At 70.6% G+C, this 18,349-nt stretch carries 19 protein-coding genes and 1 pseudogene; 11 read left to right on the forward strand and 9 right to left on the reverse strand.

What is annotated here, in order from left to right; translation table 11 throughout:
- Positions 1-46 precede the first annotated feature (46 nt).
- From V4Y04_RS27380 to recX, 7 genes and pseudogenes are all read left to right on the forward strand, one after another.
- Positions 47-799, forward strand: a pseudogene (locus V4Y04_RS27380) (AraC family ligand binding domain-containing protein); the annotation flags it as partial.
- 113 nt (positions 800-912) lie between these two features.
- Positions 913-1,707, forward strand: coding sequence for an AzlC family ABC transporter permease (locus V4Y04_RS27385; RefSeq protein ID WP_332431001.1), 795 nt, complete (start codon positions 913-915; stop codon positions 1,705-1,707).
- The gene (locus V4Y04_RS27390; protein ID WP_332431002.1) at positions 1,704-2,012 is read left to right on the forward strand and encodes an AzlD domain-containing protein; all 309 of its coding nucleotides are present in this window, start codon (positions 1,704-1,706) and stop codon (positions 2,010-2,012) included. The genes V4Y04_RS27385 and V4Y04_RS27390 overlap by 4 nt, the downstream gene beginning before the upstream one ends.
- Before the next feature lie 175 nt (positions 2,013-2,187).
- Positions 2,188-2,382 (forward strand): DUF3046 domain-containing protein, encoded by a 195-nt coding sequence (locus V4Y04_RS27395; RefSeq protein ID WP_332431004.1) that lies wholly within the window; start codon positions 2,188-2,190, stop codon positions 2,380-2,382.
- Positions 2,383-2,441: 59 nt separating this feature from the next.
- Entirely contained in the window at positions 2,442-3,734 is a 1,293-nt protein-coding gene (locus tag V4Y04_RS27400) for an AI-2E family transporter (RefSeq protein ID WP_332431005.1), read from the forward strand.
- A gap of 296 nt (positions 3,735-4,030) precedes the next feature.
- Positions 4,031-5,158, forward strand: a complete 1,128-nt coding sequence (gene recA / locus V4Y04_RS27405; RefSeq protein ID WP_332431006.1) for a recombinase RecA — start codon at positions 4,031-4,033, stop codon at positions 5,156-5,158.
- Positions 5,159-5,161: 3 nt separating this feature from the next.
- The gene (gene recX, locus V4Y04_RS27410; protein WP_332431007.1) at positions 5,162-5,995 is read left to right on the forward strand and encodes a recombination regulator RecX; all 834 of its coding nucleotides are present in this window, start codon (positions 5,162-5,164) and stop codon (positions 5,993-5,995) included.
- Positions 5,996-6,035: 40 nt separating this feature from the next.
- On the opposite strand, the gene V4Y04_RS27415 is transcribed toward recX, so the two are convergent.
- From V4Y04_RS27415 to V4Y04_RS27445, 8 genes are all read right to left on the reverse strand, one after another.
- Positions 6,036-6,398 (reverse strand): rhodanese-like domain-containing protein, encoded by a 363-nt coding sequence (locus V4Y04_RS27415; protein ID WP_332433022.1) that lies wholly within the window; start codon positions 6,396-6,398, stop codon positions 6,036-6,038.
- Between the two features lie 44 nt (positions 6,399-6,442).
- Positions 6,443-6,994, reverse strand: a complete 552-nt coding sequence (locus V4Y04_RS27420) for a cysteine dioxygenase (RefSeq protein WP_332431009.1) — start codon at positions 6,992-6,994, stop codon at positions 6,443-6,445.
- 144 nt (positions 6,995-7,138) lie between these two features.
- Positions 7,139-7,447, reverse strand: coding sequence for a putative leader peptide (locus tag V4Y04_RS37825; protein WP_443080097.1), 309 nt, complete (start codon positions 7,445-7,447; stop codon positions 7,139-7,141).
- A complete protein-coding gene (locus V4Y04_RS27425; RefSeq protein WP_332431010.1) occupies positions 7,377-9,059 on the reverse strand; it encodes an FAD-dependent monooxygenase in 1,683 nt (560 codons plus the stop codon). Before V4Y04_RS27425 ends, V4Y04_RS37825 begins: the two co-directional genes overlap by 71 nt.
- Before the next feature lie 314 nt (positions 9,060-9,373).
- On the reverse strand, positions 9,374-10,279 hold the full coding sequence (locus V4Y04_RS27430) for an amino acid ABC transporter permease (protein ID WP_332431011.1): 906 nt from the start codon (positions 10,277-10,279) through the stop codon (positions 9,374-9,376).
- The gene (locus V4Y04_RS27435) at positions 10,276-10,953 is read right to left on the reverse strand and encodes an amino acid ABC transporter permease (protein ID WP_332431012.1); all 678 of its coding nucleotides are present in this window, start codon (positions 10,951-10,953) and stop codon (positions 10,276-10,278) included. The genes V4Y04_RS27430 and V4Y04_RS27435 overlap by 4 nt, the downstream gene beginning before the upstream one ends.
- Before the next feature lie 114 nt (positions 10,954-11,067).
- Positions 11,068-11,916 (reverse strand): glutamate ABC transporter substrate-binding protein, encoded by an 849-nt coding sequence (locus V4Y04_RS27440; protein ID WP_332431013.1) that lies wholly within the window; start codon positions 11,914-11,916, stop codon positions 11,068-11,070.
- 134 nt (positions 11,917-12,050) lie between these two features.
- Positions 12,051-12,827, reverse strand: a complete 777-nt coding sequence (locus V4Y04_RS27445) for an amino acid ABC transporter ATP-binding protein (protein WP_332431014.1) — start codon at positions 12,825-12,827, stop codon at positions 12,051-12,053.
- Positions 12,828-13,125: 298 nt separating this feature from the next.
- On the opposite strand from V4Y04_RS27445, the gene V4Y04_RS27450 reads away from it, so the two are divergent.
- A complete protein-coding gene (locus tag V4Y04_RS27450) occupies positions 13,126-13,809 on the forward strand; it encodes a response regulator transcription factor (protein WP_332431015.1) in 684 nt (227 codons plus the stop codon).
- A gap of 15 nt (positions 13,810-13,824) precedes the next feature.
- Entirely contained in the window at positions 13,825-15,258 is a 1,434-nt protein-coding gene (locus V4Y04_RS27455) for a sensor histidine kinase (RefSeq protein ID WP_332431016.1), read from the forward strand.
- Here V4Y04_RS27455 and V4Y04_RS27460 read toward each other — a convergent pair.
- Positions 15,237-16,232, reverse strand: coding sequence for a TAXI family TRAP transporter solute-binding subunit (locus tag V4Y04_RS27460; protein WP_332431017.1), 996 nt, complete (start codon positions 16,230-16,232; stop codon positions 15,237-15,239). The genes V4Y04_RS27455 and V4Y04_RS27460 overlap by 22 nt on opposite strands.
- 77 nt (positions 16,233-16,309) lie before the next feature.
- On the opposite strand from V4Y04_RS27460, the gene V4Y04_RS27465 reads away from it, so the two are divergent.
- Together V4Y04_RS27465 and miaB are read left to right on the forward strand one after the other, a co-directional pair.
- Positions 16,310-16,729 (forward strand): MazG nucleotide pyrophosphohydrolase domain-containing protein, encoded by a 420-nt coding sequence (locus tag V4Y04_RS27465; RefSeq protein ID WP_332431018.1) that lies wholly within the window; start codon positions 16,310-16,312, stop codon positions 16,727-16,729.
- 79 nt (positions 16,730-16,808) lie between these two features.
- Complete coding sequence (gene miaB, locus V4Y04_RS27470; protein ID WP_332431020.1) at positions 16,809-18,326, forward strand: tRNA (N6-isopentenyl adenosine(37)-C2)-methylthiotransferase MiaB; 1,518 nt, start codon at positions 16,809-16,811, stop codon at positions 18,324-18,326.
- Positions 18,327-18,349 lie beyond the last annotated feature (23 nt).

Raw genomic sequence — 18,349 nt, forward strand, 5'->3', positions numbered from 1 at the left:
CCGGGCCCGGTAAGAGACACCGGCGGGAGCGCGTGACAATGGCCGTATGGCGGAAACGGGAGCGGAGCGCGCGCGGCACTGGCAGTACGCCGAGCTGCCCGGCGTCGACCTGCTCCGGGCCCGTTACATCCGCAAGACGTTCGTGCGGCACACCCACGAGAACTTCGTCATCGCCGCCATCGCCGACGGGGTGGAGGTCTTCCACCATGGTGGGGCCGACCAGTACGCGGGCGCCGGAGCACTCGCGCTCGTGAACCCGGACACCCCGCACACCGGACGGGCGGGGGTGCCCGAGGGATGGCGGTACGGCGCGCTCTACCCGCCGCCGGAGGCGGTCGCGGCCATCGCCGCCGAGACCACCACACTGCGCGGCACCCCGGGGTTCGTGACACCGGTCCTCGACGACCCGTACACCGTCCGTCTGGTGCACCAGGTGCTGCGGGCCACCGACGAGGGCAACGCGCTCGCCGCCGACACCCTGCTGCGGGTGACCGTGACCCGGCTGCTGCGGCTGAACGGCGGATCGCTGCCCCGGCGCCGGGTGCGCACCGCCGGTGCCCGGACCGCCGTCCGCGCGCGTGCGCTGCTGGAGGAGCGGATGGCCGCGCCCCCGACGCTGGAGCAGCTGGCCGACGAACTCGGCACCAGCCCGTTCGCACTGCTGCGGGCCTTCCGCGACACCTACGGAATGCCGCCGCACACCTGGCTCACCGACGCACGGGTGCGACGGGCGCGCCGACTGCTGGACGCGGGCACGGTGCCGTCGGAGGCCGCCGTCGTGGTGGGGTTCACCGACCAGCCGCACCTGAACCGGCACTTCGGCCGGATCGTCGGTGTGCCGCCGGGCGCATACCAACGGGAGCGCAAGAACGTACAAGACACCCGGCGAGCGCCCCACGTACGGTCCGGGGTGTGGCAACAGAACAACAGGCAGCACTCGCAGAGACACGTGACGGGGCCGCCCCGGGCGAAAAACCGGACGGCGCCGTCGTCCGGGACGCCCTGGGGGTCGGGATCGCCGTCGGACTTTCCGGATTCGCCTTCGGGGTGACCTCGGCCGGCAGCGGGCTCACGCTGCTGCAGACCTGTGCGCTCAGCCTGCTGGTGTTCACGGGGGCGTCCCAGTTCGCCCTGGTAGGGGCGCTGGCGGCCGGAGGAAGCCCGTTCACGGCCGCCGCCGGAGCGTTCTTCCTGGGCGTGCGCAACGCCTTCTACGGGCTGCGCCTGTCCCAGTTGCTGGCCCTCCCGCGCGCGGTGCGGCCGTTCGCCGCCCAGTGGGTCATCGACGAGACCGCCGCGGTCTCCCTCGCCCAGCCCACCCGGCGCAGCGCCCGGATCGGTTTCCTGGTCACCGGGCTCAGCCTGTACGTCCTGTGGAACCTCACCACACTGCTCGGCGCGCTGGGTGCCGAGGCCATCGGGGACACCGACGCCTGGGGCCTGGACGCGGCCGGCCCCGCGGTCTTCCTGGCCCTGCTCGCGCCGATGCTGCGGACCGGCACCGAACGGCTGGTCGCCGGGCTCGCCGTCCTGCTGGGGCTCGGGCTGCTGCCGGTCCTGCCCGCCGGTGTACCGGTCCTGGTGGCCGCGTTCGCGGTGCCGGCCGTCCTGTGGGCACAGGGCCGCCGCGGGGGCACTGGGCGGGGTGACGTGAAGGAGCGGAGCGACGCCCCGGCACGCGGCGGCATACCGGAGGAGGACCGTTGAACATCTGGATCGCGATCGGCGTGACCGCCCTCGGGTGCTACGCCGTCAAACTGGCCGGACTCCTGGTGCCCGCCGGCGCCCTCGAGCGGCCGATCGTCCGGCGACTCGCCGCCCTGCTGCCCGTCGCCCTGCTCGCCGCCCTGACCGCCCAGCAGACCTTCGCCGACGGCCGGGCGCTCGTGCTGGACGCGCGGGCGGTGGGGCTCGCGGCCGCCGCCGTGGCACTGGTGCTGCGCGCTCCGTTCCTGGTCGTCGTCGGGGCGGCCGTGGCCGTGACGGCGGGAGTCCGGGCCCTGGGCGGGTGAGGCGGCGCCGAGCGGCCGAGTGGCCGACCGAGTGACCGACCGGCGCATGGTCGGGCGATCGCGCGGCCGTACACAGTGAGCGTGCGCAGCGCGCCGACGGTCACCACCGGGCGGGCCTCCGGGGCGGGACCCCACTGGTGCCTCGGCCCACCCCTGCGGGCGGGATACTGAGGGCATGCGGTTGACGGTCTTCTGGGAACGGATGGCGGAGCACTTCGGTACGGGCTACGCCGACACCTTCGCGCGCGATCACGTCATGTCGGAACTCGACGGGTGCACCGTGCACGAGGCACTGGAGGCCGGCTGGGCCGCCAAGGACATCTGGCAGGTGGTCTGCGGGGTGATGGAGGTTCCCCGGGAAAAGCGCTGATCGTCACAGAGATCGCCAGGGGGCAGACGACTGCCGGTGGTGTGGGCGAGACTTGCCCCGTGGCACCCACTGAAGAGACCGGGCAGGCAGCCCAGCACCCCTCCGCACCAGGCATGCCGCCGCCGCCCGGCCCTCCGGTGGGCGGTGCGGACCCGCCGCCCGGCTCCCGCATGCCGCGCTGGCTGCCACGTGCCATGCTGCTCGCGCTCGCGCTGATCGCCCTGTTCCAGCTGGGCAGCTGGGCCTTCCACGAACTCACCGGTCTGCTGATCAACATTTTCATCGCGTTCTTCCTGGCGCTCGCCGTCGAGCCCGCGGTGAGCTGGATGGCCGTGCGCGGGGTGCGCCGGGGGCTGGGCACCTTCCTGGTCTTCGTGGGGGTGCTGATCACTGCGGCGGGCTTCGTCACACTGCTCGGATCCATGCTGGCGGGACAGATCATCAAGATCGTCGAGGACTTCCCGGAGTACCTCGACTCCGTCATCAACTGGATCAACACGCACTTCCACACCGAGCTGCGGCGGGTGGACATCCAGGAGGGCCTGCTTCGCTCCGACTGGCTGCGCAACTACGTGCAGAACAGTGCCACCGGCGTCCTGGACGTCTCCACGCAGGTCCTCGGGGGCCTTTTCCAACTGCTGACCGTCGGGCTGTTCTCGTTCTACTTCGCCGCCGACGGCCCGCGGCTGCGTCGCACCATCTGCTCCGTACTGCCGCCCGCGCGCCAGGCCGAGGTGCTGCGCGCGTGGGAGATCGCCGTGAACAAGACCGGCGGCTACCTGTACTCGCGCGGACTGATGGCGCTGATCTCCGGCGTGGCCCACTACGTGCTGCTGGAGATCCTCGAGGTGCCCTACGCGCCCGTGCTCGCCGTGTGGGTGGGCCTGGTGTCGCAGTTCATCCCCACCATCGGCACGTATCTCGCGGGCGCCCTGCCCATGCTGATCGCCTTCACGGTCGACCCCTGGTACGCGCTGTGGGTGCTGATCTTCGTGGTGATCTACCAGCAGTTCGAGAACTACGTACTGCAGCCCAAACTGACCGCGAGGACCGTCGACATCCACCCGGCGGTCGCCTTCGGCTCGGTCGTCATGGGCACGGCCCTGCTCGGTGCCGTCGGCGCGCTGATCGCCATTCCCGTGGTCGCCACCCTCCAGGCGTTCCTGGGCGCGTACGTGAAGCGCTACGACGTCACCGACGACCCCCGCGTGCACGGCCACCGCGGGACAGGCCCCGGTGAGGGCGGTCCCGGCTCCGGCGAGCGGCGTACCCTCGTCGCCCGTGTCCGGCACCTCTGGGCGCGCCGACCGGGTTCGGCGCGCCCCCGGGGCGGGGACACCGAGGACTCCTGAGCCCGGTGGACCGCTTCACCATCTGGTCGGGGCCGGCGGTGTGAGCCGCCGGCCCCGACCAGATGCCGGAGGGTGAACGACTCGCGAGAGTGGCGGAGGATGCGCTTGACACGAAAATCGAACATCTATTCTTATGGAGGTGCTGGTGAGCCCCGAAGATGGGTGTTATGGCCTGATTCGGGTGTGGGCGGGGCCTGGTTGTCCACAGGCTGGAGGTGCGTCGGGGCGCGTTGTCAGTGGCAGGCGCTAGCGTCATTGACGTGAAGCGATCGACTCAAGCAAATCGGGTGGAACCCATGGCAGGAACCGACCGCGAGAAGGCGCTCGACGCCGCACTCGCACAAATTGAACGGCAATTCGGCAAGGGCGCGGTCATGCGCATGGGTGACCGGGCGAACGAGCCCATCGAGGTCATTCCGACCGGGTCGACCGCGCTGGACGTGGCCCTCGGTGTCGGCGGCCTGCCCCGCGGCCGTGTGGTGGAGGTCTACGGGCCGGAGTCCTCCGGCAAGACGACCCTGACCCTGCACGCGGTGGCCAACGCGCAGAAGGCCGGCGGCCAGGTCGCCTTCGTGGACGCGGAGCACGCCCTGGACCCCGAGTACGCGAGGAAGCTCGGCGTCGACATCGACAACCTGATCCTGTCCCAGCCGGACAACGGCGAGCAGGCGCTGGAGATCGTGGACATGCTGATCCGCTCCGGCGCCCTCGACCTCATCGTGATCGACTCCGTCGCGGCGCTGGTCCCGCGGGCGGAGATCGAGGGTGAGATGGGCGACAGTCACGTGGGTCTGCAGGCCCGGCTGATGAGCCAGGCGCTGCGGAAGATCACCAGTGCGCTCAACCAGTCCAAGACCACCGCGATCTTCATCAACCAGCTGCGCGAGAAGATCGGCGTGATGTTCGGCTCGCCGGAGACCACGACCGGTGGCCGGGCGCTGAAGTTCTACGCCTCGGTGCGTCTGGACATCCGCCGCATCGAGACGCTGAAGGACGGCACCGACGCGGTCGGCAACCGCACCCGGGTCAAGGTCGTCAAGAACAAGGTGGCGCCGCCCTTCAAGCAGGCCGAGTTCGACATCCTCTACGGCCAGGGCATCAGCCGCGAGGGCGGCCTGATCGACATGGGCGTGGAGCACGGCTTCGTCCGCAAGGCCGGCGCCTGGTACACGTACGAGGGCGACCAGCTCGGCCAGGGCAAGGAGAACTCCCGCAACTTCCTCAAGGACAACCCCGACCTCGCCAACGAGATCGAGAAGAAGATCCTGAAGAAGCTCGGCATCGGCGTGCAGGCCGAGGAGCCGGCCGGTGAGAAGAGCGCGGATGCCGCCGGCACCGCCGCTCCGGCCGGGGCGACTCCGGCTCCGGCCTCGGCCCCGGCGGCCAAGACCACCAAGTCCAAGGCCGCCGCGGTCAAGAGCTGACCCGTGACCCGACGAACCGACTGGGCCGAGTACGAGTTCTCCGCTTCCGGCGCCCCACGGGGGGCGGGCCCCGGAAGCGGAGACGACCCGGCTGCGAACGGTGACACGGCGTACGGGGACGACGACGGAGGGGACGGCTTCTCCGGCGGCTTCTCCCGGGAGGACCCGGGCGGTGGCCGGCGCGGCTCCGGGTCCCGCCGTGCAGAGGGCGTACGGGGGAGCGGCTCGCGTGACGGCGGGCCGCGCGGTGGACGCGGACGCCGGGCTTTCGGCGAGGCGGCCACAGCGCACGGGGACGACTCCTCCTCACCGAGCGCCGAGCGGGAGGAGTCTTCGGGGGACCCGGTCGAGCGGGCACGGGCGATCTGTCTGCGCCTGCTCACCGGGACTCCGCGCACCCGGAAACAGCTCGCCGACGCCCTGCGCAAACGGGAGATCCCGGACGAGGCCGCCGAGGAGGTGCTGTCCCGGTTCGAAGAGGTCGGACTGATCAACGACGGCGCCTTCGCGGACGCCTGGGTCGAGTCCCGGCACCACGGCCGGGGCCTGGCACGACGAGCCCTCGCCCGGGAGCTGCGGACCAAGGGCGTCGACTCCACGCTGATCGACGCGGCCGTCTCCCAGCTCGACTCCGAACAGGAGGAGAACACCGCGCGCGAGCTCGTCGCCCGCAAGCTGCGCTCCACCCGCGGACTCGACCGCGACAAGCGGATCCGCCGCCTCGCCGGCATGCTCGCCCGCAGGGGCTACCCCGAGGGCCTCGCCCTGCGCGTGGTCCGGCAGGCGCTGGAGCAGGAGGGCGAGGACACGGAGTTCCTGGAGGACGGCGGGTACTGAGAGCCGGTTACGGCGGGTACGGAGACCCCGCCGGTCCGCTCTACGTCCGGACCGGCAGCCCCGCCGCTCGCCAGGCCTGGAAGCCGCCGATCAGGTCGGTGGCCCGGTGGAGTCCCAGCCGGTGCAGGGATTCCGCGGCCAGGCTGGAGGCGTAGCCCTCGTTGCAGATCACGACGACGCGCAGGTCGTGGCCGGTCGCCTCGGGGAGGCGATGACTGCCCCGAGGGTCGAGACGCCACTCCAGTTCGTTGCGCTCGACGAGGAGGGAGCCGGGGATCGTCCCGTCCCGGTCACGCAGGGCCGCGTAGCGGATGTCGACCAGCAGGGCTTCTCCGTCGCGGGCGGCCTCGTGGGCGGGGACCGCCTCGATGCGTTCGTAGCCTGCGCGGACCCGCTCCAACATCTCGTCGATCCCGGGGGCCTCGGCGCCCCTCTCCGGTGCCCCGCTCACTGCCAGTCCGCCGGCCGCTCGACCTGCTCCAGGCGCAGTGTCGGGCCGGTGCGGCTGAACCGGCGCATCAGAGGGAGCGGGGGGTGGTAGGCGTGCGCGGAGACCGCGTGCTGCTCCGGGGACTCGTTGAGCACCTCGTGCACATGGTGCCGTCCGAAGGCGCGGCCCTGGCCGGCCGTCAGCCGGCGCCCCCGGTCCACGCCGTCGTTCAGCTCCAGCGTCTTCCAGCCGTCGGTGGGCAACCGCACGGAGAGCGAGTTCTCCTTCAGCTCACCCGACGCGGTCATGAAGGCCCCGAGGGATTCCCCGTGGTCGTGCCAGCCGGTGCCCGTGCCGGGCGGCCAGCCGATCAGCCAGGCCTCGCTGCCCCCGGGACCGTCGAGCCGCACCCAGGTGCGGCCCTCCGGATCGAGCGGCAGTGAGGCGACCAGGTCGACGTCGGCGGCGACGCGTCGTACGAAGTCGAGGAGGTCCGCCTGCGAAGGGCCGGCGGTAGGAGCGGAGGCCGTACCCGGGGCGGCGCCCGGGCCGGGAGCCGCCCCGGACAAGGGGACCGCGGAAGACGTGGGGAGGGCAGAGGGGAGGGCAGGGGAAGCAGACACGTGGCACCGTCCTGAGGAAAGGTTCGCGGAGCGCACACGGCGGCAGCGGCATGAAAGCGGCGCGCGGTGCGCGAGCAGGAAAACGCGAGTTCAGAAGGACGGGCGACACACGCAGCCCGCATAGCGGAGGAGGTCCATATGGACCCTCCGCCACAGGCGTACACAGGTGTCGGTCACGGACCGGAGTAGACCACGACGCCGTACGCGGATCAACTCGCCGTCAGCATGCGGACAGCCGCGGAGAGTCGTGGACGGCCGTGGACACGGCGATGGCGATGAGTCGACAAGATGATGATGCCGCGACGAGGCGAGACGTCGGGCGCCGGCCTCAGCGCGACCCGGCGCCGGTACCGGCGTTGGCCCCGGCCCCCACCCCCGCTCCCGCTTCCGCCCCGGCATCCGTCCCGGCGGCCCCCGCCCCGGAGGACTCCGCCGAAGCCGGTCCGCCGAGCGCCGTTTCGGCCGCCGTGTACAGGGATGCCGGACGGACCCCGCTCAGTGCCGTGACCAGGTGCCCGTCGGGGCGTACCAGCAGCACGGTGTGGGCCGCCGCACCCGGATAGCTCTCCGCGACCAGAAGCTCGGCCGGCTGCGGCAGTGCCGCCACCGCCGACGCGAGCCGGGGCATGATCCCGGCGGACATCCAGTGCCTGCGTTCCCACACCCCCGTGCCCGGCGCGATCAACACCACCAGCAGTGCCCCCCGGCCGAGCCGGCCCCGCAGCCGGACGAAGGTGCCGTCCTCCGCCGTGACCCGTACGTCGGTGACCGGTGCCCCGACCGCCGTGTCCACGGGGACTTCGCCCTCGAGGGGCGGGGGTGTGAGGGGGGAGTCGGTGTGCATGCCCGGCGCGCCCAGCGTCCCCTGTCCCAGGTGCCCCTCCATCAGGAACGCGTCATGACCGCGGGCAGCGCCGGGAACGTAGGAACGCAGGCCTTTGCCGCCCCGTACCAGCGGCAACGCCTGGTCGGCGGCGCGCAGCCGGGCGGAGATGATCGCCCTGCGCTCCGTCTGGTAACTGTCGAGCAGTGCTTCGTGCGGACCGTGGTGCCAGGCCAGGGCCAGCTTCCAGGCCAGGTTGTCGGCGTCGCGGAGCCCCTCGTCCAGTCCGTGCGTGCCCAGGGCGCCGAGCAGATGCGCGGCGTCCCCGGCGAGGAAGACACGACCGGCCCGCCAGCGCCGGGCGAGCCGGTGGTGGACGGTGTGGACTCCGGTGTCGAGCAGTTCGTACGGCGGTGTCGGGCCCTCGGCCCAGCCGGCCAGGGTCTCCCGGACCCTGTCGAGGAGCAGTTCGGGGGTGACCAGTTCCTTGCCCGGCGGCATCAGCCAGTCCAGCCGCCACACGCCGTCCGGCAGCGGGCGCGCGCTGATCTCCCCGGCGAAGGGGCCCAAGGTGTGCCACGGTGGCATCCGGTGCAGCAACGCTTCCGAGGGCCAGGGCAGCTCCGTACGCAACGCGGCCACGGCGTGACGTTCCACCGCCGTGCGGCCGGGGAAGCGGATGTCCTGGAGCTTGCGCACGGTGGAGCGGGGGCCGTCGCAGCCGACCAGGTAGCTGCCGCGCCACCAGGTGCCGCCGGTGCCGCCCGTGCTACGGGTGTGCGCGGTGACGCCGGAGGGTTCCTGTTCGAGGGAGTTCAGACGGCTGTCCACGACGACCTCGACGAGCGGTTCGCCGGCGAGGGCCGCGCGCAGGGCGTCGGTCAGAACGTGCTGGGCGATGTGCACGGGGCCGGGTTCGGTGTCGTCGAAGGCGATCTCGTGTGTCACCTGCTTGCGCCGCATAGACCGCCATCCGGCCCAGGGTGAACCGACGGCGGCGAGCGGCAGCCCGGTCAGCCGTTTCACGAGTTCCGTGGTGTCCCCGCGGAGTACGACGGAGCGCGCGGGACGCGGTTCGTCCTTGCCCGGCCCCTCGTCGAGGACCACGCACGGCACCTCCTGACGCGCCAGCGCCAGGGCGAGCGTGAGCCCGACGGGCCCCGCTCCGACGATGATCACCGGGTCCACGGCGCGACGCCCCCTGCTCGAAGTGACGTCCGAAGGGACGGGGAGGAACAGGAAGATGGAGCAGGGTGCACGATCACAGAACGTATGCAACCTATTGCCGGTGCTTGCGTCAAGTGACCGAAGGTCCATGGCGATCATGATGTGGGGCAGGGGCCGTCACACCACTCGACTGCTCATCACATGAGTCCGGTTCGCACCTTTCGTTCGCCCCGGTGATGCGGGCCGGCCCCCGGCATGACTGTGGCCCGCCGGGCAACGGCGGGCCACAGTCATGCCGGGTCGTGTCGTACGACAGGCGCACAGCGGGGCGTGCGTCAGGTGTTGTCCGCGCCGGTCCCGTGGGTGCCCCCGACCTCGGCCGCGTTGAGGTCGTGGACGTCGTCGGGGCCGAGCACCGCGCCCGTGCTGCGCTTGCTGCGGCGCAGCCGTGCCTCGAGCCAGGAGGCGAAGGAGGTGATGAGGAAGTTCAGGACGATGAAGATGATCGCCACGACGATGAAGCTCGGGATGACGTTGGCGTAGTTGGCCGCGAGCGTGCCACGGGCGTTCAGCAGCTCGGTGAAGCCGAGCATCACGCCGCCCAGCGCGGTGTCCTTCACGATGACGACCAGCTGGGTCACGATCGCCGGGAGCATCACGGTGACGGCCTGCGGCAACAGGATGGTGGACATCGTCTGGCCCTTGCGCAGGCCGATCGCCTGGGCCGCCTCCGTCTGCCCCTTGGGCAGGGCCAGGATGCCGGCCCGGACGACCTCGGCGAGGACCGAGGCGTTGTAGAGCACCAGACCGGTGACGACCGCGTACATGGGCCGGTCCGCGGTGCTGACGTCCGTGGAGCGGGCGAAGAACTCGTTGGCGAACAGCATCAGCAGCAGCACCGGGATGGCCCGGAAGAACTCCACCACCGTGCCGGCCGAAGCCCGCACCCACCGGTGGTCGGACATCCGGGCGATGCCGAGGACCGCCCCCAGGGGGAGCGCGATGACCATGGCCAGCGCCGCGGCCTTGAGGGTGTCGGCGAGGCCGGGCAGCAGGTACGTCGTCCAGGCCGCGGACTCGGTGAACGGCTTCCACAGGGACCACTCCAGCTGGCCCTTGTCGTCCATCGTCTTGTAGACCCACCACAGGAAAAGGGCCATAAGGGCGACGAACACGACCGAGAGAATGACATTGCGCCGCTTGGCCCGGGGGCCGGGGGCGTCGTACAGAACGGAGGTCACCGCTTCACCGCCAGTCGCTTGCTCAGCCAGCCCAGGAACAGGCCGGTGGGCAGGGTCAGTACCACGAATCCGAAGGCGAAGACCGCGCCGATGAGCAGCGTCTGTGCCTCGTTCTCGATCATTTCCTTCATCAGCAGAGCGGCCTCCGCCACACCGATCGCGGCCGCCACCGTCGTGTTCTTGGTCAGTGCGATCAGCACGTTCGCGAGCGGTCCGATGACCGCGCGGAACGCCTGCGGCAGCACGATCAGTCCGAGTACCTGCGAGAAGTTCAGACCGATGGCGCGGGCCGCCTCAGCCTGCCCGACGGGCACGGTGTTGATGCCGGAGCGCAGCGCCTCGCAGACGAAGGCCGCGGTGTAGGCGGACAGACCGAGCACCGCGAGGCGGAAGCCCTGGAGTGCGAAGTCGTCGGGCGCGCCCATGGTCATGCCGAAGATGTCGGCGAGGCCGAGTGAGGTGAAGACGATGATGACCGTCAGGGGGATGTTCCGGACGATGTTCACATAAGTCGTGCCGAACCCTCGCAGCAGGGGGACGGGGCTGACTCGCATCGCCGCCAGCAGGGTGCCCCAGACCAGGGAGGCGATGCCTGAGAACACGGTGAGTTTCACCGTCATCCAGAAGGCACCCAACAAGGTTGGATCGTTGTAGTCAGAAATGAAGTCGAACACGATCTCCCGCGCTTCCGGGTATGTGGCGTACGTGGCGGACGCGGCGCGCCGCCGCCCTGATCGCGATGGACGGCGGCACGCCTTCAGGACCCCGCGTTACGGACGTCCCTGGGCTTACTTGACGAGGTCGCCGATCTTCGGGGCCGGCTCGTTCTTGTACTCGGCCGGGCCGAAGTTCGTCTCGACCGCCTTGTCCCAGGCCTTGTCGCCGACCATCTTCTCCAGCGCGTCATTGATCTTGTTCACGGTCTCGGTGTCGCCCTTCTTGACACCGATGCCGTAGTTCTCGTTGCTCAGCTTCAGACCGGCGAGCTTGAACTTGCCCTTGTGCTGGTCCTGCGAGGCGTAGCCGGCGAGGATCGAGTCGTCGGTGGTCAGCGCGTCCACGGCACCGCTCTGCAGGGCGGCGACGCACTCCGAGTAGGTGGGCTGCTCCTTGAGCTGGGCCTTCGGGGCGAAGTCCTTCTTGACGTTCTGCGCCGAGGTCGACCCGGCCACGGAACAGAGCTTCTTGTCGTTCAGGTCCGTGGCGTCGGAGATGTCCGAGTCCGCCTTCACCAGCAGGTCCTGGTGGGCCAGCAGGTACGGGCCGGCGAAGTCGACCTTCTCCTTGCGCTCGTCGTTGATGGAGTAGGTCGCCGCGATGAACTTCACGTCCCCGCGCGCGAGGGCGTTCTCGCGGTCGGCGCTCTTGGTCTCGATCCACTCGATCTGGTCGGCCTTGTAGCCGAGCTCCTTGGCGACGTACGTCGCCACGTCCACGTCGAAGCCGGTGAAGGAGCCGTCCGGCGTCTTCAGGCCGAGACCGGGCTGGTCGTACTTGATGCCGATCTTGATCTTGTCGCCGCCCCCGGAGCCGGAGGACGAAGAGTTGTCGCCGCTGTCGTCGCCGCCGCAGGCGGTGGCGGTCAGGGCGAGGGCGAGCACGGCGGCCGAGGCGGCGGTGACCTTGCGGAGCTTCATGGTGCACATCCTTTTGACTGGTGAGGTGATGCGGCCCGTGTGCGGGTGAGGTGATGCGGCCCCGGCCATCCGGTGACGCACGTCGTCCGAGCGTCAGACGCAGGGCGACGTCAGTGGCGACGTCAGTGACGACGTCAGTGGTGCAGGATCTTCGACAGGAAATCCTTGGCACGATCGCTGCGCGGGTTGCTGAAGAACTGGTCCGGCGTCGCCTCTTCGACAATGCGGCCGTCCGCCATGAACACCACGCGGTTGGCGGCGGAACGGGCGAATCCCATCTCGTGGGTCACCACGATCATGGTCATGCCGTCGCGGGCGAGCTGCTGCATGACCTCCAGAACCTCGTTGATCATCTCCGGGTCGAGCGCCGACGTCGGCTCGTCGAAGAGCATGACCTTGGGTTCCATCGCCAGAGCCCGCGCGATGGCGACACGCTGCTGCTGGCCGCCGGAGAGCTGTGCGGGGTACTTGTCGGCCTGCGCGCTCACGCCGACCCGGTCGAGCAGGGCGCGGGCCCGCTCCTCGGCCGCCTTCTTGTCCTTCTTGCGGACCTTGACCTGGCCCAGCGTCACGTTCTCGAGCACGGTCTTGTGCGCGAAGAGGTTGAAGGACTGGAAGACCATCCCCACGTCGGCCCGCAGCCGGGCGAGCTCCTTGCCCTCGTGCGGCAGGGGCTTGCCGTCGATCGTGATCGACCCGTCCTCGATCGTTTCCAGACGGTTGATGGCGCGGCACAGGGTGGACTTCCCGGACCCGGAGGGCCCGATGACGACGACGACTTCGCCGCGGGCGATCGTCAGGTCGATGTCCTGGAGTACGTGCAACGCGCCGAAATGCTTGTTGACGCTCTTCAGGACGACCAGATCGCCGGTCGCGGCCACATCTTCCTTGGCCACCGATACTTCGGTCATCGCTTTGAGGCTCCGTCCTCCTCGGTTGTGGGAGGACAGTAGTAACCCTTCAGGTCTGCGTCATCACATCTGAGGGGAATCTGAGCATCACGATCCGATAGCAATCGGACACGTGTCGTAGCACTTGTGAGCAGGGCTCATTTCGTCCGGGTAACGGTACCGAAGAGCAACCGGAACCCTCTTGACGCCGTCCTCGTTCATCGGCGTCACTGCAAGGTGCGCACGCGTGTGCGCACGTTTCTCTCCACGCTTTTCTACACACTCGGATCGTACGGCCGATGAACCGAAGGGGGACCGGATGAGACTGCTTCTCGTCGAGGACGACAACCATGTCGCCGCCGCCCTGTCGGCCGTTCTGGCGCGGCACGGCTTCGACGTCACCCACGCGCGCAACGGCGAGGAGGCTCTCCGGGCGCTCGTCCCCGAGGCCGACGGCTTCGGAGTCATCCTCCTCGACCTGGGCCTGCCCGACCAGGACGGCTACGAGGTGTGCGGCAAGATCCGCAAACGCACCGGTACCCCGGTCATCATGGTCACCGCCCGCGCCGACGTGCGCTCCCGCATCCACGGCCTGAACCTCGGAGCCGACGACTACGTGGTCAAGCCGTACGACACGGGCGAACTGCTCGCCCGGATCCACGCCGTCAGCCGGCGCACCGTCCAGGACGTCCCCGGCAGCGGCGAGGCCGAGCTGTGGATCGGCTCCGTGCGCATCGAACTGCCGACCCGGCAGGTCAGCGTGAACGGTGTGGCCGTCCCGCTGACCCGCAAGGAGTTCGATCTGCTGGCCCTGCTCGCCCAGCGTCCCGGGGTCGTCTTCCGCCGCGAGCAGATCATCAGCGAGGTGTGGCGCACCAGCTGGGAGGGGACCGGACGGACCCTCGAAGTGCATGTCGCCTCCCTGCGCGCCAAGCTCCGCCTGCCGGCCCTCATCGAGACCGTGCGCGGAGTCGGCTACCGGCTCGTCGAGCCCGCGGCCTAGGGCGGGTCCGACCGGGTGCACACACGCCTGCTGCCACTGCTCATCGTCCTGATGGCGGCCGTCCTGCTCGCTCTCGGCGTCCCGCTCGCGGTCAGCCTGGCGGGCGCGCAACAACAGCGGGTCATCGTCGACCGGATCGACGACACGGCACGCTTCGCGGCCCTCGCCCAGTTCGTCACCGAACCCACCGACCCCGTCACCGGAAACGTCAACGAGCGCCGGGAGACCCTCAGCAGCGAACTCCACAGCTACTACGAGGTGTACGGCATCCGGGCCGGCGTCTTCCACCGCAACGACACCCCGATGGCGCACGCGCCGGACGACTGGTTCCTGCCGGGGACGGGCGAGGTGCGCGACGCCTTCCAGGAGGCACTGCTCAGCCGCCGCAGCCACGACCCCGAGCAGGTGTGGCCCTGGGAGCGGCGCAGCCTCGTGGTGGCCTCGCCGGTCATCCGGGACGGGGACGTCGTCGCCGTCGTCGTCACCGATTCGCCCACCGGGCAGATGCGGTCCCGCATCCTGCGGGGCTGGCTGCTCATCGGGGTGGGGGAGGCGGCCGCGATGCTGCTGGCCGTCGGTGCGGCCCTGCGGCTGACCGGCTGGGTACTCAAACCCGTACGGGTCCTGGACGCCACCACCCACGACATCGCCACCGGCCGGCTGAAGTCCAGGGTCGCGGCGGCCGGCGGACCTCCGGAGCTGCGCAGGCTCGCGCGGTCGTTCAACGAGATGGCGGACAACGTCGAGAGCGTGCTGGAGCAGCAGCGCGCCTTCGTCGCCGATGCCTCGCACCAGCTGCGCAACCCGCTCTCGGCCCTGCTCCTGCGCATCGAACTGCTCGCCCTGGAACTGCCCGAGGGCAACGAGGAGATCGCCTCCGTCCAGGCCGAGGGCAGGCGCCTGGCGCAGGTCCTGGACGACCTGCTCGACCTGGCGCTGGCCGAGCACAGCGAGGCCCAGCTCCAGATCACCGACATCGGCGCCCTGGCCGCCGAACGCGTGGCGGCCTGGTCGCCCACCGCCGAGGCCAAGGGCGTCCTGCTGGTCGGGGAGTGCCCGCCGACCACGGCATGGGCCGACCCGGTCGCCTTGTCCAGCGCGCTGGACGCGGTCATCGACAACGCGGTGAAGTTCACGCCCGAGGACCGGACCGTCGAGGTGACCGTCGCCTCCAACGGTGACACTTCCACCGTCGTCGTCACCGACGACGGCCCCGGTCTGACCGACGAGGAGCTGGCCCGCGTCGGCGACCGCTTCTGGCGCAGTTCGCTGCACCAGAACATCAGGGGCTCCGGCCTGGGCCTGTCCATCTCCCGCGCCCTGCTCACGGCGGGCGGCGGCTCGATCGCGTACGAGCGGCACGAGCCGCACGGGCTGAGAGTGACGGTGACGGTGCCGAGGAGCGACCCCACGGGTGGGACCACCGTTCAGGGCTTGACGGACCGGTAGTGCCGGCGCGCGCCGTCGTGCAGCCGGAGCGGATCGGTGTAGATCGCGGTGCGTACGTCGACGAGCTGGGCGGAGTGGACGTGCGCACCGATGCCGTCCCGGCTCTTGAGCACGATCCGGGTCAGCCACTCGGTGATCCGCGGGTCCGTGTCCGCCCGGGTGATCAGCAGATTGGACACGGCCATCGTCGGGACGGTCGAACCCTGCTGGCTGCCGGGGTAGGCCGACTCCGGCATGTTGGTGGCACGGTAGTAGCGCGTGGCCCCGCCCTGATCGTGCAGCCGGGCGACCAGGCCGGCCGGGATCGGCACGAACCGGAGGCCGGCGTCCTCGGACAGGGCGCGCAGGCCGTCGGTGGGCAGCCCGCCCGACCAGAAGAACGCGTCCAGTCCCTGCCCGAGCCGCCCGGGGCCGGTGTCGATGCCGTCCGCGAAGGGCCTGATGTCCTTCTCCGGGTCGATGCCCGCCGCCCTGAGCACCCGGTTGGCGATGAGCCGGACACCCGACTTGGGCGGCCCTATGGCGACCCTCTTGCCCCGCAGATCGGTGACGGAACGGATACCGGAGCCGGGAGGGACCACGAGCTGCACGTAGTCGTCGTAGAGACGGGCGACCCCGCGCAGCCCGTCGGCGTTCTGTGCGCCGCTCAGCTTGTACGTCTGCACCGCGTCGGCCGCGGTGATCGCGAAGTCCGCCTGCCCGGTCGCCACGCGCCGCACGTTCTCCTGCGAACCGTCGCTCGTCAGCAGCCGCACTTCGAGGCCGGGCATGTCTTTGCTCAACGACGTGCGCAGAAGCTCTCCGTACTTCTGGTAGACACCCGCGCGTGTGCCCGTGCTCAGCGTGATCGTCCCGCGCGGTGGATCCTCGCTCCAGGGTGCCAGCCACCACAGCAGCAGCCCGAGCGCCACGAGGCCGGCGACCGCGCCCCGCAGGACCCGGCGCCTGCCGATACGGGACGGCGCGATGGACATGTGCGCGATCCTGCCAGCCCATGCGCCCCCCTGACCAGGCCGGGAGAGTCCCGGGAGGCGGCCGTTACCGTTACGGCATGAGCGCTTCGCCCGCCGACCAGGTCCGTGAGTTCCACCGCGCCTTCGGGCTGGACGTGCGCGAGACACCGACCGAGGTCCCACCGGAACTCGCCGCCCAGCGCGGCGACCTGCTCACCGAGGAGGCAGCGGAGGTCGCGGAGGTGGCGGTGCACGGCCCCCTCGACCGGCTCGCGCACGAACTCGCCGACGTCGTCTACGTCGCCTACGGCACGGCGCTCGTCCACGGCATCGACCTCGACGCGGTGATCTCCGAGATCCACCGCGCCAACATGAGCAAGCGCGGCCCCGACGGCACGATCGCCCGCCGGTCCGACGGCAAGGTCCTCAAGGGGGACCACTACGAGGCGCCCGACGTGTCCGGGGTGCTGCGCCGGCAGGGGTGGGCGCAGGGCGCGGAGCCCCGCACCGAGGCCTGAGCGGAGCCGTGGCGGGGGCCGGAGCCCGATCCCGGGCGGAGTCCCGGGGGCGGCGTGGCGACCGCCTACCCTGTAGGGCATGAGCAGCATCGACCGGAGCCAGTCAGTGGGCGGCACGCGCACCTATGAAGTACGCACCTACGGGTGCCAGATGAACGTCCACGACTCCGAGCGATTGTCCGGGCTGCTGGAGGACGCGGGCTACGTCCGCGCTCCCGAGGGCGCCGACGGCGACGCCGACGTCGTCGTCTTCAACACCTGCGCCGTGCGGGAGAACGCCGACAACAAGCTCTACGGAAACCTCGGCCACCTCGCCCCCAGCAAGGCGCGGCGCCCCGGCATGCAGATCGCGGTCGGCGGCTGCCTCGCGCAGAAGGACCGCGACACCATCGTGAAGCGGGCCCCCTGGGTGGACGTCGTCTTCGGCACGCACAACATCGGCAAGCTGCCGGTCCTCCTGGAGCGCGCCCGCGTCCAGGAGGAGGCCCAGGTCGAGATCGCCGAGTCGCTGGAGGCCTTCCCGTCCACGCTGCCGACCCGCCGCGAGAGCGCCTACGCGGCCTGGGTGTCCATCTCCGTCGGCTGCAACAACACCTGCACCTTCTGCATCGTCCCCGCGCTGCGCGGCAAGGAGAAGGACCGGCGTCCCGGGGACGTCCTCGCCGAGATCGAGGCCCTGGTCGCCGAGGGTGTCTCGGAGATCACCCTGCTCGGCCAGAACGTCAACGCGTACGGTTCCGACATCGGTGACCGGGAGGCGTTCAGCAAGCTGCTGCGGGCCTGCGGGAGGATCGAGGGCCTGGAGCGCGTCCGCTTCACCTCCCCGCACCCGCGCGACTTCACCGACGACGTCATCGCCGCCATGGCCGAGACGCCCAACGTGATGCCGCAGCTCCACATGCCGCTCCAGTCCGGCTCGGACACGGTCCTCAAGGCGATGCGCCGCTCGTACCGGCAGGAGCGCTACCTCGGCATCATCGAGAAGGTCCGCGCCGCCATCCCGCACGCGGCGATCAGCACCGACATCATCGTGGGCTTCCCGGGCGAGACCGAGGAGGACTTCGAGCAGACCCTGCACGTGGTGCGCGAAGCCCGCTTCGCCCAGGCCTTCACCTTCCAGTACTCCAAGCGGCCGGGAACCCCGGCCGCCGAGATGGACGGCCAGATTCCCAAGAAGGTCGTCCAGGAGCGCTACGAACGGCTCGCCGCCCTCCAGGAGGAGATCTCCTGGGAGGAGAACAAGAAGCAGGTCGGCCGCACCCTGGAGCTGATGGTGGCCGAGGGCGAGGGCCGCAAGGACGGCGCCACCCACCGTCTCTCCGGCCGCGCCCCGGACAGCCGCCTGGTGCACTTCACCAAGCCGGAGCAGGAGGTCCGTCCCGGCGACGTCGTCACCGTCGAGATCACCTACGCGGCTCCCCACCACCTCCTTGCCGAGGGCCCCACCCTGGAGGTGCGCCGCACCCGCGCGGGCGACGCCTGGGAGAAGCGCAACACCGCCGGGGCCGCCGAGCCGGCGGGTGTCATGCTCGGTCTGCCCAAGGTGGGAGTGCCCGAGCCGCTGCCGGCGATCGCCGGGGGCTGCGCCATCGACTGACCGGGCCGCGGCGGGGGAGGTCG

It is taken from the genome of Streptomyces sp. P9-A2 (assembly GCF_036634175.1).
Taxonomy (GTDB): domain Bacteria; phylum Actinomycetota; class Actinomycetes; order Streptomycetales; family Streptomycetaceae; genus Streptomyces; species Streptomyces pratens.